Source organism: Kitasatospora sp. NPDC058046 (genome assembly GCF_042885595.1).
GTDB lineage: Bacteria > Actinomycetota > Actinomycetes > Streptomycetales > Streptomycetaceae > Kitasatospora.
Genome location: NZ_JBHVRS010000032.1, coordinates 56820 through 70866 on the forward strand (window position 1 = coordinate 56820; position 14047 = coordinate 70866).

A 14047-nucleotide genomic window follows, 5' to 3' on the forward strand; every position below is an offset into this window, starting at 1 on the left:
GATCCGTCCCTCGGGGCGTGGGTATCTCGCTATCGCGATACCTCGTGTTCGAGGTATGGTCCTGCTCGTCCGCCGGAAACCCCCGGGCCGGCACCCCGAGCCGGCCCCCCAGGAATGAGGAGCGAGTGAGCATGCGCGAGGCCCCCGTCACCCCGAACGGCGACCGGATCCGCTGGGTCGAGCTGCCCGGCGCCGAGCCGGTCCGGCTCTACCTGCACGGGCTCGGCTCCAGCTCGCCGGCCTACTTCGCGGCCGCCGCCGCCCACCCGCTGCTGGCCGGGCGGCGCTCGCTGCTGCTGGACCTGCTCGGCTTCGGTCTCAGCGACCGGCCGACGGACTTCGGCTACACGCTGGAGGAGCACGCGGACGCGGTCGCGGCGGCGGTCGAGGCCGCCGGGCCGGACCGGGTCGAGGTGGTCGGCCACAGCATGGGCGGGGCGGTCGCGATCGTCCTCGCCCGGCGGCACCCGCACCTGGTCGAGCGGCTGCTCCTGGTGGACGCCAACCTGGACCGGATCGACCCCGACCGGCGCCGCCCCGGCAGCAGCGGCATCGCGGCCTACGACGAGGAGGAGTTCCTGGCCGGCGGCCTGGGCGAAGTCGCCGAGCGGGTCGGCCCGTTCTGGTGGTCCACCATGCGGCTGGCCGGGCCGGAGGCGCTCCACCGCAGCGCCCGCCACCTCGCCCGGGCGACCGAACCGACCATGCGCGAGCTGCTGCTCGGCCTCGTCCTCCCGCGGACCTTCCTCCACCCGGCGGCGGACGGCGAGCCCGCCGGTGCCGACGCCCTCCGTGCGGCCGGAGTGCGGGTGGTCGCGGTGCCGGACTGCGGGCACAACATCATGATCGACAACCCGGACGGCTTCGCGGCCGCCGCGGCGGAGGCGCTGGAACAGGGGTGAGCGGGGTCGTGGGTCGCCCGGTGCTCCCGCTCAGTGCTCCCGCAGGGGCACGAAGCGCACCGGCGTCCCCGGCCGGGCCTGGGCGGCGGCCGCGAGGTCGGCGGCCGGCACGACGCCGATCACCGGGTAGCCGCCGGTGGTCGGGTGGTCGGCCAGGAACACCACCGGCCGGCCGTCCGGCGGAATCTGCACCGCGCCCAACACCATTCCCTCGCTGGGCAGTTCGCCGTCCCGGGCACGCGCGACCGGCGGGCCCTCGGTGCGCAGCCCGACCCGGTTGCCGGTCGGGGAGACCAGGTACCGGTCGCGGCTGAGGCGGGCCACCGCCTCCGGGGCGAACCAGTCCGCACGCGGTCCGAGCCGCAGCCGCAGCACCAGTTCGGCCGGGGGAGCGGGCAGCGGCACCAGCTCGGGCCGGGCCCGGTACGGCGGCGGGGTGCCGACCGGCAGGCGGTCCCCGGCGGCCAGCGGGGCCGGCCCGAGCCCGGCGAGCAGGTCCGTCGAGCGGCTGCCGAGCACCGGCGGGACGTCGATCCCGCCTGCCACCGCCAGGTATCCGCGCACCCCGGCCGTCGCCGCCCCCATCTCCAGCACTGCTCCGGCCGGTACCAGGACCGGTGCGCCCCAGGCGGCCGGCCGGCCGTCCACCCGGACGGGCGAGGGCGCACCGGTGACGGCGACCAGGGCCGCCGCGACGGCCCGCAGCGCGACCCCGCCGAGCGTGGTCTCCAGCCCGGCGGCCCCGGGTTCGTTGCCCACCAGCCGGTTGGCCGCCCGCAGGGCCGGCTCGTCCAGCGCCCCGGCCCTGGGTACCCCGAGGTGGGCGACCCCGCGCCGCCCGAGGTCCTGGACCGTGGTCAGCGGTCCCGGCCGCTCCACCACCAACTCGTTCAACTCGTCTCCCCCTCAGGCCCGTTCCGCGGTGAAGCGGACCCGGGTGCCCGGGGCCAGCAGGGCCGGGGGCTCGCGGTCGGCGTCCCAGAGGGCGAGCGCCGTCCGGCCGATCAGCTGCCAGCCGCCGGGGGAGGGGTGCGGGTAGACGCCGGTGTACGGGCCGGCCAGGGCGACCGAGCCGGCCGGGACGGAACTGCGCGGGGTGGCCCGGCGCGGCACCTCGTACGGCGCCGGGAGGCCGGTGAGGTAGCCGAAGCCGGGGGCGAAGCCGCAGAACGCGACGACGTACTCGGGCCCGGTGTGGATCCGGACGGCGGCCTCCACGGAGACCCCCCACAGCGCGGCGACCTCGGCCAGGTCGGCGCCGTCGTACACGGTCGGGACCTCCAGCAGCGGTCCGCGCGCCACGTCGGCCGCCGCCGTCGGACGGGCGGTGCGCAGCAGGGCCGCGACGGCGTCGACGTCCGCGACGCCGTCCAGCAGCAGGGTGCGCGCGGCCGGGACCAGCTCCTCCACCGCACCGAGCGCCCCCGACTCCCGGCGCTCGCTCAGCCAGCCGTACAGCGCGGCCACCTCGGCCGGCCCGGGCAGCTCGACCAGCAGCGCCCGCTCGCCGACCCGGCGCACCGTCCCCGGTGTCACGTGAAGGCCTCCACCCGGACCCCGGCGGAGGCCAGGGCGCCGCGGATCCGCCAGGCGAGCTGGGCGGCGCCGGGGGTGTCGCCGTGGACGCAGAGCGAGCGGGCCTCGACGGCGATCCGCTCGCCGCCGGCGGCCTCCACCGTGCCGTCCCGGGCGATGGCGACGGCGCGGGTGATCACCGACTCGGGGTCGTGCACCACGGCGTCCGGCTCGCGGCGCGGCACGAGGGTGCCGGTACGGGTGTACGCGCGGTCGGCGAAGGCCTCGGCGACCACCGGGAGCCCGACGCCCTCGGCCACCTCCAGCAGCAGCGAGCCCGGCAGGCCGAGCACGGGCAGCGGCCCGTCGCAGACCGCGCCCGCCCGCAGCACGCCGGCCACCACGGCCTCGGCCTGCTCGGAGTCGCCGACCACCCGGTTGTAGAGGGCGCCGTGCGGCTTGACGTAGGAGACCTTGGACCCGGCCGCGCGGGCGAACACCTGGAGGGCGCCGATCTGGTACGCGATCTCGTCGGCGAGCTCCTCCGGGGGCACGTCCATCGCGCGGCGGCCGAAGCCGGCCAGGTCGCGGTAGGAGACCTGGGCGCCGATCCGGACGCCGCGCTCGGCCGCCAGCGCGCAGACCCGGCGCATCGTCGACGGATCCCCGGCGTGGAACCCGCAGGCGACGTTGGCGCTGGTCACCACCGACAGCAGGGCCTCGTCGTCGGTCAGGGTCCAGCGTCCGAACCCCTCTCCGAGGTCCGCATTGAGATCGATCACCGCATCGGCCACGCCCGTCCGCCTCCCAGCAGCTGTTGAGCCAGATGGTAGGGCCTGCGGATGAAGGCCGTTGCCCGTGACCCGGAGCCCCGCGGGCGCCGCGGCGTGTGCCCGGGGCCGCACGCCCCGGGGCGGCGCCGCGCGGGGTCGCGCCGGGGTGCGAGCCGGGCGCGCGGGCTGCCCGGGCTCAACCGGCGGTCGCCGGCCCCCGGAACGCGCGCTCCAGCGGGCGCAACGCCCGCAGCACGACCAGGAGCGGGATGACGCCGAAGACGCCGAACGACATGTCGATGAATCGCCATGCCAGCGGGATCCCGCGCAGCGGGCCGCAGATCAGCGCCAGCGGGATGACGGCCCCGCAGGCCAGCACGGCCCAGCGGATCACCCAGATGTTGCGGACCGGGTCCTTGAGCGGCCCCCAGAAGGCGGCGGCGATCACCAGGTGGGCGAAGGCCAGCCAGTCGGTGCCGTAGGCCAGGAAGGGGTACCGCGCGTTGGTCTCGGCGACGCCCGTGTGGACCCGGTCGATCCAGGCCGTCGCGCCGGGGAGGTGATCGCTCAGCGGGGCGGCCGGGCCGGCGGCGAAGTCCGCCAGCCAGCGGGTCTCGGTCTCCAGCGGGAACGCGGTGAGACCGCTGAGCACCAGGCAGACCAGGAAGAACCAGAGCCACCGTCGGACCTTGCGAAGGATGACCGCCGAGTCGCCGTCCATCTCGCACACCTCCATGCCGAGCATGCCGAAGTGCAGGCGGAGCCTTGTCCCGCCTGCGCGGAACCGACTCTAGACCTATCTTTTGAACGTGTTCAACTGGCCTTCGGGGTGGGTGGGGCAAGGAGGGAAACGGACGAGGTGGCCGGGCGCGCGCGGGGGTGGGCCGGGGCCGGGTCGGGGGCTGGAGGGGGACCGGGTGGGTGGGCCCGGGCGGGGACCGGTCGCGTCGGCGGGAAGGGTGGCCGGGGCCGCACCGGCCCGGGCCGGAGTCGTGGAGGGGACGCGGCGGCACTGCCCCGCCCCGAACGCAGCGGTGCCCGGGCTCCGTGGAACCCGGGCACCGACGGCGGCCAGTGCGCCGCGTACGGCCGCTACGCCGTGTAGGTGTACGTCACCGGCGCGCTGGTCCCGCCCGCCGTGGTGACCGTGACGTCCACCGGTCCGGGCTGGGCGCCCGCCGGGGCCGTGGCGGTGCAGGCGGCCGGGCCGCAGGAGACGTGGGTGGCCGGCACCCCGCCGAAGGCCACCGACCCGTACGTCAGGTTGCTGCCGAACAGGTACACCCGGGTACCGCCGGCGGCCGGGCCGGAGGTGGGAGAGACGCTGCTGAGCACCGGCGCGGCCGGGGCCGGCGGCGGGGCGCCGGTGTAGTCGAAGGTGACCGGAGCCGCGGCCGTGCCGCCGGGCGTCACCACGTTGACCGGGGCGCTGCCCGTACCGCCCGGGGTGGTCACCGCGCAGGCGGTGTCGGTGCAGCGGCCGGGGGCCGGGACGCCGCCGACCAGCACCATGCCGTTGGCCAGGTTGCTGCCGCTGACGGTCACCGCGGTGCCGCCGGTGCCCGGGCCGGTGGCCGTGTCGAGGCCGGTGACGGCGGGGGCGGCCTGGACGGTCGCCGGCAGGGAGCTCTTGCTGCCGAGGTCGTAGCCGGAGACGTGCCCGGTCGGGTCGGTGTCGTTCGGGTTGGCGACCGTCGCGGTGATCGCGCCGACGATCGGCACGCCGGGCGTGGTGGCCAGGTTGAGCTTCATGAAGTTGTAGCTCCCGACCGGCCGGGTGCCGGTGAACACGGCCTCCAGGTGGCGGTGGTCGGGGGAGAGGGCGGTGGTGAAGGTGTAGTCCGCCGGTGCGGGGAAGAACATCGCACCGTCGGTGGTGACGCCGGGCGGCAGGTCGAGGGTGATGTGGGTCGGCCCGGTCAGGTCCGTGGTGCCGGCGACGGTCCAGGACACCGACATGTTTCCGGTGGTGAAGAACCCGCCGGGGTAGTTCCCGCTCTGCGAGACGGTCACGTGCTGGGCGGAGGTCGGGACCGCCGGGGTCGCGGCCTCGGCGGTGGCACCGGTGGCGAGGACGGCGCCGGTGGTGAGGGTGGTCACGGACAGCGCGGCGGCGAGGCCCGCTTTGGCCAGTCGGGTGATCATGGGTCGATCATCACCGAACCGGTGCGCGACCCTCACGGTTTTCTCGAATACCGGTTCGGGAATGGCGGAATCCCGTCGAAACCACGTTCCGAATCCGTCACCCGAACCGCCGCCCACCTGCCGCTCCGCCCGCCCGCAAGGTCCGTTTCGGTCGAACTCGGTGCGAACCTCTAATCTTGTCCACCGTGACCGCCATCGCAGACCCGCCCATCGAGCCCGGCCTCCGACCCCCGGCCGGCCCGGCCGCCGCGCGCCCCGCGCCCGGCCCCGCCGCCGACGAGGGCCTGGCCCGCCGGCTCAAGGCGCTGGCCTGCACCGCCCCGCTGCACGACCTGGACAACCGCAAGGTCAACCTGGCCGGCGAGTACGGCGGCTACGCGATGGCCGAGGTCGGCCTCGCCGCGATCGACCTGGTCACCCTGCACATGGACTTCGACACCGGGGCCGACCGCGAGATAGTGCTCGCCCGGCTGCTGCCCCGGGTCGCCGCCCAGGCCGTCGGCCGTCCCGCCGTCGAGCACGAGCGGGTCGCCCGCTGGGTGCTGGAGTCGCTGATCAACGTCGGCAGCGTGGACCGCGGCTTCCGCGCCGTCTACGGCACCTTCGGCGCGGACGGCGAGTACGTCCGCCGCGACTACGACTTCAAGCTGATCGAGGAGGTCCCCGGCCCCGACGGCGGCGTCTACCTGCGCACCACCGACGAGGCGGTCAACGTCCTGGTCGGCGCGCTCGACACCGACGTCACCTCGGCCCAGATCGCCGCCGAGGTCAAGCTGGAGGTGCTGATCCGCCGCGGCCGCCTGGCCGACGCCCAGCTCGCCGCCGAGCAGGCCCGCTACCGCACCGTCCAGTACGCCGAGACGCTGCGCCGCGCCCTGGACGCCACCCGCCGCAACGTCCGGGCGGTGGACTGGATGCGCGCCATCCCCGATCTCATCGAGGAGGCGCTGGACCACATCGCGGACCGCTACCGGCACGAGAACGCGATTCTCACCAACATCCGCAAGGCCCGCGACGAGGCCGAGGACCCGGAGCACAAGCGCCGCGCCGCCGAGCTGGTCGACATCGTCAAGGACTGCATCCGCCGCCACACCCAGCTCCAGACCCGCCTGCTGGAGGCCGGCCCGCTGTTCCGCGCCGAGCAGGACCGCCAGGCCTTCGCCGCCCCCGGCGCCCGCAGCGGCATCGACCTCTACGGGCAGCTGCTCGCCCCCGTGCTGCGGCTGCCGATAGAGCAGGCCGTCCGCCCCACCGGCGCGTTCTTCGCCCGCGGCGCCGGTCTGCGCACCCCGGTCTCGGTGCGGGTCGCCGACCTGGTCGACCTGCTGCTCACCCCGCCGGTCGAGCGCGAGCACCTCGGCGCCGAACTGCCCGACCCGGACCTCGTCGCCACCCCGGACGACAGCCGGTTCTCCGAGGCCCAGCTGGAGTCCGCGATGCTCCTGCTCGACCTGCCCCCGGACGCCCCCCGCCGGCTCTCCGGCCTGCTCGCCGACGCCCGCAAGCAGGACCCGGACCTGCCGTACCTGGTCGCCCTGCTCGCCGTGCACGCGGCCAGCCCGCCGGTCGGCACCGCCTACCGCCAGGGCGAGGAGCGGCTGCTGTTCGCCGTGGACGACGGCACCCCGCTGCGCGACCGGGAGTTCGGCGGCGCCGACCTGATCGTCGGCAGCGCCCTGCTCGACGCGGTCGGCATGGCCGCCGACCGCAAGGACGCCGGCTGACCGGCCGGGAGCACACGTTGCCGGGACCAACCCCGCCGGGACCAACCATGACGAACCGTAACCACCGCGCCACCCCCGAGGAGCACCGCCCGTGACGACCCACCACGACACGTCCTGGGCGGCCGAGACCGAACCCGCGGCCCCCGCGCCGATCACCCCGGCCGACGTCGCGGACGCCGCCCGACTGGTCTCCTTCGGCCTCCAGGCCAAGCTGCTGCCCGCCCGCGACGCCGAGTACGCCGACCTGGTGCGCCGCCACCGCGAGGACCCGCCGTTCGCCCGGCTCGCCGACGCCATCGCGACCGGCATGGGCCTGGTCGTCCTGGAGGTCTCCCCGCGGGCCGGCATGGCCGTGGCCGCCGCCGAGGACTCGCTGTTCGCCGTCCGGATGGGCGACTACTCGCGCCGCGCCGCCTCCGAGTCCACCGACCGCTTCCTGCACGGCCTCGCCCACCTGGCCGTCGCCGCGATGGCCTTCCCGCGCCCCGAGGACCTCGCCGACGACGGCTACCTCGGCCGGATCACCGTCAACGGCGTCGACTCCTTCGTCCGCCAGGCCTGCCGCCGCCTGGAGGAGCAGGCCGACGCGGACGGCGCCAACACCGACCCGGCCTCCGACGCCCCCGGCCTGGAGGCCGCCTGGCGGGTCTGGGCCCGGCGCACCGCCACCGGCGCCACCAAGGACGCCCGCCGGCTCTCCGGCTCCACCATCGGCATCGTCGCCAAGGCCGTGCTGTTCCTGGTCGACTCCGGCTTCCTCCAGAAGGTCTCGGACGACTCCGGCGGCACCTACCGCACCACCGCCCGCTACCAGCTCCAGGTGCGCGACCTGGCGGGCAGTTCGGCCATGGCCGAACTGCTCGACCTCGGCATCGTCCCGGTCTCCGACGGCACCGCCAGCCTGCTGCCGCCGGACACCGGCGACGAACTGGTCGCCGACGCGGGGCTGCCGTTCCACTCCCTCTGAGCCCCGGCGCCCGGAGCCCACCCGCTCCGGGCCCACCGCGCCGGCCCCGGCCCACCCGCCCCGATCCGGCCCGCCGCCCATCCCTCACGCCACGCAAGCCACGGAGAACAGCCGCACATGTACGAGCTCAACCGGGTCCGCCTCTACTCGATCGGACCGGCCGGCGCCCGCTACGCCGACACGGTGCTCGACCTGCGCGGCGTCGGCGAGCCGGTCGCCGACCCGGCCCCGCAGCAGATCGGCCTGTTCGGCGAGGAACCCGACGGCCCGGTCCGCCGCCCCGCCCCGGCCGGCGTGCTCTTCCTGGAGAACGGCGGCGGCAAGTCCGTCCTGCTCAAGCTGATCTTCTCGGTCATGCTCCCCGGCCACCGCAACACCCTCGGCGGCGCCAGCTCCGGCGTGCTGCGCAAGTTCCTGCTCGCCGACGACTGCGGCCACGTCGCCCTGGAGTGGCAGCACACCGTCACCGGCGAGCCGATCGTGGTCGGCAAGGTCAGCGAGTGGCGCGGCCGCCAGGTCTCCTCCGACCCGCGCAAGTTCGCCGAGACCTGGTACTCCTTCCGCCCCGGCCCCGGCCTGACCCTCGACTCGCTGCCGGTCGCCGAACGGGTCAGCCTGGCCGGCGACCAGAAGGCCCGCGGCCGCCGCCGCACCATGAAGGGCTTCCGCGACGCCCTCACCGAGGCCGGCAAGGCCCACCCCCACCTCGACCTGGTCTTCGAGGACGGCCACGACCGCTGGACCGAGCACCTCGGCGAACTCGGCCTCGACCCCGAACTCTTCCGCTACCAGCGCGAGATGAACGCCGACGAGGGCGAGGCGGCCGGCCTCTTCGCGGTGAAGCACGACAGCGACTTCACCGACCTCCTGCTGCGCGCCGTCACCGACACCCGGGACACCGACGGCCTCGCCGACCTCGTGCACGGCTTCGCCGCCAAGCTCGGCCGCCGCGCCGAACTCACCGCCGAACGCGACTTCACCGCCGGCTCGCTGGACCTCCTGGAGCGCATCGCCGAGGCCACCACCGCCCGCGAGACCGTCCGCGAGGCCCACCGCACCGCCGAGCGCCGCACCCGCCGCCTCGCCCACGCCCTCGCCTCCCGCGCCACCGCCGAACGCGACCGCGCCCAGGACCTCGCCATCGAGGTCGCCGCCGCCGCGAGCGCCGTCACCGCCGCCGAGGCCGACCGCACCCGGCACAGCCTGATCACCGACGAACTCACCCACCGGCACGCCACCCTGAGCCTCACCGCGGCCACCGCCGAGGCCGCCGCGCTGCGCCGCGAACTCATCGACGCCCGCACCCTGCACTCCGCCTGGCAGGCCGCCGAGGCGGTGCTGCGCCAGCGCGCCGCCGCCGACCGGGTCGCCCGGGTCGCCGCCGCCATCCGCGAGGCCGAGCTGGACGCCGCCCCCGCGCTCGCCGCCCGCGCCCGCGCCGCGACCGCCCTGGCCCGCGCCCTGGAGGCCGCCGCCGCGGCCGCCGAGTCCCGCGCCGACACCGAGGAGGAGCGCGCCGGCGAACTCCAGCAGGACGGCGGCAAGGCCCAGACCGACGCCACCGAGGCCGCCACCGCCGCCCAGAAGGCCCGCAGCGAGGCCGACCACCTGCGCCAGCGCCTCGCCGAGGTCGAGCAGGAGACCGAGGCCGCCGTCGCGGCCGGCTTCATCGACGCCGACGGCGACGTGGACCCGGCCCGCGCCGCCCTGTACGCCGCCGACGTGGAGAAGGCCGCCTCCGCCGCGCTGGCCCAGGCCCGTACCGCCGCCGAGTCCGCCGCCGCCCGGCTGCGCGAGGCCGCCGCCGCCACCTCGCGCGCCGAACTCGCCGCCGAGCGGGCCGGCGACGCGCGCAAGGACGCCGCCCGGTCCCTCGCCGCCGAGCAGCGCACCGCCGCCCTGCTCGCCACCGAACAGCGCCTCGCCGACCTGCTCTCCCTGACCCCCTACCAGGAAGGCGCCGAGGAGGACGCCGGCTTCCTCACCCCCGCCCTGCTCGACCGCAACGCCGAGTACCTGCGCGAACTCCTCGACGAGTCCATCGCCACCGCCGAACGCACCCTGTTCGACCTCCGCACGGCCGCCGCCGACGACTCCCGCATCCTCGCCGCCCTCGGCGACGGCGGCCTGCTGCCGCCCGGCCCGGACGTGCTCGCCACCGTCGAGTACCTCGCCGAGCACGGCATCCCGGCCCTGCCCGGCTGGCGCTACCTCGCCCAGTCCGTCGACCCGGCCGACCACGAGGCGATCCTCGCCGCCCGCCCCGAACTGGTCGACGGCGTCGTCGTCACCGACCCCTCCTCGCTGGAGCGCGCCCGCGAGGCCCTGCAGGCCGCCGCCCTGCTGCCGCGCTCCACCGTCGCCGTCGGCGCCGCCGCCTCGCTGATCGCCCCGATCACCGACGAGCCCGCCTTCTTCCTCGTGCCGCCGAACCCGGCCATGCACGACGAGTCCGCCGCCGACGGCGAGCGCCGCGAACTGCGCGCCCGGGCGAGCGCCCGCGAGGAGCACATCCGCGAACTGGCCGGCCGCCTCGGCGCCGACCGCGCCCTCGCCGCCCGCCTCGCCTCCTGGCACGCCAGCTGCCCGCCCGGCACCCTCGCCGAACTCGCCGCCGCCGCCGAGGCCGCCCGCGAGCACGCCGAGCAGGCCGCCGCCGCCCTGGCCACCCTGCGCGCCGACCACGACGAGGCCGAGACCGACCACACCGCGGCCGCCTCCGCCCACGAGGAGCACCGCGAGGCCGCCCAGCGCGCCCGCCGCCGCGCCGACGCCCTCTCCGGCCTCGCCTTCCGGCTGCGCGAGCGCGCCAACTGGGCCCGCCGCCAGCGCGAACTCGCCGAGGACGCCGCCGAGTGCGACCGCCGCCAGGCGCTCTGCGCCGAACGCGCCCGCACCTGCGACGAGGACCGCCGCGCCGCCCAGCGCGCCGCCGACGACGCCCGCCGGACGGCCCGCGCGCTGCGCGCCGAACGCGCCGAGATCCCCGCTGCCGAGCAGGCCGACGAACCCGCCGAGGCCGCCCCCGCCGCGCTGCCCGCCCTGCGCGAGGCCTACCGCGCCGCCTCCCAGCTGTACGAGAAGGTCGGCGTCGGCGCCGACCTGCGCGCCGAACAGGCCCGCGCCGAGGGCGACGAGGCCGCCGCCGCGACCGAACTCGACCGCCTCACCAACAAGGTGCGCACCCGCGCCGAGGAACTCCTCGGCAGCCCCGACGGCGCCGACGGCCCGGCCCGCCAGGCCGCCGCCGCCCGCGCCGAGGAACTGGTCGCCACCATCGAGGCCCGCTCCGCCACCGCCAGCGAGCAGCTCGGCCGGCTGCGCGGCGAGGCCGAGCGCTCCGCCCCCGCCGACGGCGAGGCGCACACCGAACTGCCCGAGGACCTCGTCCCCACCGATCCTGAGCACGCCCAGGCCCTGCTGCGCACCGCCACCAGCCGCCTGGCCGAGCGCCGCGAGGCCCTGGACGCCGCCCGCACCGCCCACGCCGACCTCCAGCGGACCTTCGACACCGCCCAGGCCTCCGCCGCCGACTTCGACGAGCTGGCCGGCCAGCTCCGCGATGGCCTGCGCGACCACCAGGAGGACCCGGACGACCCGGTCGAGCCGTACCTGGGCTCGCTGACCGAGGCCCGCACCGGCGCCACCGAGGCCCGCCGCGCCCTGCGCACCGCCGCCGGCGAACTGTCCTCCTCCGAACTCGCCGTCCGCGACACCGCCGACGCCCTGGTCCGGCACGCCAACGCGGCCCGCTACGAGGCCGTCCGCACCCCCGCCCGCCAGCAGATCCGCGAACTGCCCGCCTCCGCGCTGCCCGAGCACGCCGCCGCCTGGGCCACCGCCTTCGCGCCCCGGCTGCGGGTGCTCACCGACGAGCTCGCCCAGCTGGAGAAGAACCGCGGCTCGATCGTGGACCGGCTGCGCGGCCTGGTCGAGTCCTCGCTCACCACCCTGCGCGCCGCCCAGCGGCTCTCCCGGCTGCCCGAGGGCCTGGGGGAGTGGTCCGGCCAGGAGTTCCTCCGGATCCGCTTCGAGGACCCGGACCACGCCACCCTGGTCGAGCGCCTGGGCGAGGTCATCGACGAGGCCACCCGCGCCGCCGTCAGGAAGAACAGCGACCTGCGCCGCGACGGCATGTCCCTGCTGCTGCGCGGGGTCGCCGCCGCGATCGGCCCCAAGGGCGTCAGCGTCGAGATCCTCAAGCCCGACGCGGTGCTGCGCGCCGAGCGGGTCAGCGTCGGCCAGATGTCCGACGTCTTCTCCGGCGGCCAGCTGCTCACCGCCGCCATCGCGCTGTACTGCACGATGGCCGCGCTGCGCGCCAACGACCGCGGCCAGTCCCAACTGCGGCACGCCGGCACGCTGTTCCTGGACAACCCGATCGGCCGCGCCAACGCCACCTACCTGCTGGAGCTCCAGCGGGCCGTGGCCGACGCGCTCGGCGTCCAGCTGATCTACACCACCGGCCTGTTCGACACCACCGCGCTCGCCGAGTTCCCGCTGGTGATCCGCCTGCGCAACGACGCCGACCTGCGGGCCGGCCTCAAGTACATCTCGGTCGAGGAGCACCTGCGCCCGGGCCTGCCCGCCGCGCCGGACCCGGACGGCCCGACCATCCACGGCGAGATCACCGCCACCCGGATGTTCAAGCGCCCCGCGGAGGTTCCCGCCCAGCCGTGAACTCACTAGCGTGATCGCCATGCTGACGATCGCGCACCTCAGTGACATCCACCTCGGCCAGGACCACGGCCGGGACGACGGCAAGCGTGCCCGCCGGCGGGCCGAGCAGGTGATGGCGTACCTCGACGCCCTGCCCGGCCCGCTGGACGCGGTGCTGGTCACCGGCGACCTCGCCGACCAGGGCCTGCCGGAGGAGTACCGGCAGGTCGCCGAGGTCCTGGTCTCCCGGCACCCGGTGTTCACCTGTCCGGGCAACCACGACTCCAGGTCGCCGTACCGGGAGGTGCTGCTCGGCGAGGCGCCGGGGGAGGGGCCGGTCAACCGGCTGCACCGACTGCCGGGCGCCGACGTGCTGATGCTCGACTCCTCGATACCCGGGCAGCACGACGGGCTGCTGGACGAGCCGACGCTGGACTGGCTGGACGCCGAACTCGCCTCCGGCCGCACCGAGTTGCCCGCCCTGGTGGCCTTCCACCACCCGCCCGTGGAACTGCACCTGCCGTACGTCGACCCGATCCGCCAGTTCGGCGAGGAGCGGCTGGAGCGGGTGCTGCGCCGCCACCCCCGGGTGGCCGCCCTGTTCTGCGGCCACGCGCACACCTCCGCGGCCACCACCTTCGCCGGCCTGCCGCTGCTGATCGCGCCCGGCGTGGTCTCCACCGTCACGCTGCCCTTCGAGGGCGGGCCCGGCATCTCCTTCGACCACCCGCCGATGCTGGCCTTCCACGTCCTGGACGAGGACCGCCGGCTCACCACCCACTACCGGGCGCTGCCGCTCCGGGACTGACCGATCCGCCTGGTGCTACGGGTGGTTGGGCTGCACCCGGGCCTGGCGCGGCGGCTGCTGCGGTGGCTGCCGCGGCGGTTGGTAGGGCTGCTGGTACGGCGGTCGGGGCGGCTGCTGGTTCCCGTACGGCGGCTGCCCCGACCCGTACGGCTGGGGCTGCTGCCGCCCCGGCCCGTACGGCTGCGGTTGCGGTTGCGGCGACTCGTACGGCTGCCGGTACACCGAGGACGAGCCGGGCCGGGGGAACGGCCGCGCGGCCAGCGGCTCGGAGGGCGCCCGGCTGCCGGCCATCGGGTGCGCGGAGCCCGGCGACTGCATCCGCTGGGCCGCGACCTGGCGGGAGATCAGGATCTCCACCAGGCACCACATGGTGCCGAACACCCCCAGCCCCATCGCCAGCAGCGCGGGCGTCAGCAGCCAACTGTCCGCGTACGAGGCCAGCGTCGCCACCACGACGCCGACCAGGGTGAAGGACAGGCAGAGCACCGCCCGGACTGCGGCGGCGCGTACCTCGTCGGGTAGGCGGCGACGGCGGCGGCGTGGCACGGACATCG

Annotated in this window: 11 protein-coding genes; 5 read left to right on the top strand and 6 right to left on the bottom strand. The window is 76.3% G+C overall.

The window, feature by feature from the left end:
• Positions 1–131: 131 nt before the first annotated feature.
• Positions 132–902 carry an alpha/beta fold hydrolase gene (locus tag ACFVU7_RS40415; RefSeq protein WP_388051195.1) on the top strand — a complete coding sequence of 257 codons (771 nt, stop codon included), beginning with the start codon at positions 132–134 and terminating at the stop codon, positions 900–902.
• 30 nt (positions 903–932) lie between these two features.
• Here ACFVU7_RS40415 and ACFVU7_RS40420 read toward each other — a convergent pair whose 3' ends face one another.
• From ACFVU7_RS40420 to ACFVU7_RS40440, 5 genes are all read right to left on the bottom strand, one after another.
• Positions 933–1796 carry a biotin-dependent carboxyltransferase family protein gene (locus ACFVU7_RS40420; RefSeq protein WP_388051198.1) on the bottom strand — a complete coding sequence of 288 codons (864 nt, stop codon included), beginning with the start codon at positions 1794–1796 and terminating at the stop codon, positions 933–935.
• Between the two features lie 12 nt (positions 1797–1808).
• The gene (gene pxpB, locus ACFVU7_RS40425; protein ID WP_388051201.1) at positions 1809–2438 is read right to left on the bottom strand and encodes a 5-oxoprolinase subunit PxpB; all 630 of its coding nucleotides are present in this window, start codon (positions 2436–2438) and stop codon (positions 1809–1811) included.
• Positions 2435–3211 carry a LamB/YcsF family protein gene (locus tag ACFVU7_RS40430; RefSeq protein WP_234348727.1) on the bottom strand — a complete coding sequence of 259 codons (777 nt, stop codon included), beginning with the start codon at positions 3209–3211 and terminating at the stop codon, positions 2435–2437. The genes pxpB and ACFVU7_RS40430 overlap by 4 nt, the downstream gene beginning before the upstream one ends.
• A gap of 175 nt (positions 3212–3386) precedes the next feature.
• Positions 3387–3911 (bottom strand): hypothetical protein, encoded by a 525-nt coding sequence (locus ACFVU7_RS40435; protein WP_380743948.1) that lies wholly within the window; start codon positions 3909–3911, stop codon positions 3387–3389.
• Between the two features lie 371 nt (positions 3912–4282).
• Positions 4283–5335 carry an IPT/TIG domain-containing protein gene (locus tag ACFVU7_RS40440; RefSeq protein ID WP_388051204.1) on the bottom strand — a complete coding sequence of 351 codons (1053 nt, stop codon included), beginning with the start codon at positions 5333–5335 and terminating at the stop codon, positions 4283–4285.
• A 185-nt stretch (positions 5336–5520) separates the two neighbouring features.
• On the opposite strand from ACFVU7_RS40440, the gene ACFVU7_RS40445 reads away from it, so the two are divergent.
• The 4 genes from ACFVU7_RS40445 to ACFVU7_RS40460 all read left to right on the top strand — a co-directional run bounded on the left by ACFVU7_RS40445 (position 5521) and on the right by ACFVU7_RS40460 (position 13493).
• Complete coding sequence (locus tag ACFVU7_RS40445) at positions 5521–7059, top strand: hypothetical protein (RefSeq protein ID WP_369808353.1); 1539 nt, start codon at positions 5521–5523, stop codon at positions 7057–7059.
• Positions 7060–7150: 91 nt separating this feature from the next.
• Entirely contained in the window at positions 7151–8026 is an 876-nt protein-coding gene (locus ACFVU7_RS40450; protein ID WP_388051207.1) for a hypothetical protein, read from the top strand.
• Positions 8027–8143: 117 nt separating this feature from the next.
• A complete protein-coding gene (locus ACFVU7_RS40455) occupies positions 8144–12706 on the top strand; it encodes a hypothetical protein (protein WP_074006353.1) in 4563 nt (1520 codons plus the stop codon).
• 19 nt (positions 12707–12725) lie between these two features.
• The gene (locus ACFVU7_RS40460; protein ID WP_387830679.1) at positions 12726–13493 is read left to right on the top strand and encodes a metallophosphoesterase; all 768 of its coding nucleotides are present in this window, start codon (positions 12726–12728) and stop codon (positions 13491–13493) included.
• A gap of 15 nt (positions 13494–13508) precedes the next feature.
• On the opposite strand, the gene ACFVU7_RS40465 is transcribed toward ACFVU7_RS40460, so the two are convergent.
• Positions 13509–14045 (bottom strand): hypothetical protein, encoded by a 537-nt coding sequence (locus ACFVU7_RS40465; RefSeq protein ID WP_143204763.1) that lies wholly within the window; start codon positions 14043–14045, stop codon positions 13509–13511.
• Positions 14046–14047: the final 2 nt, after the last annotated feature.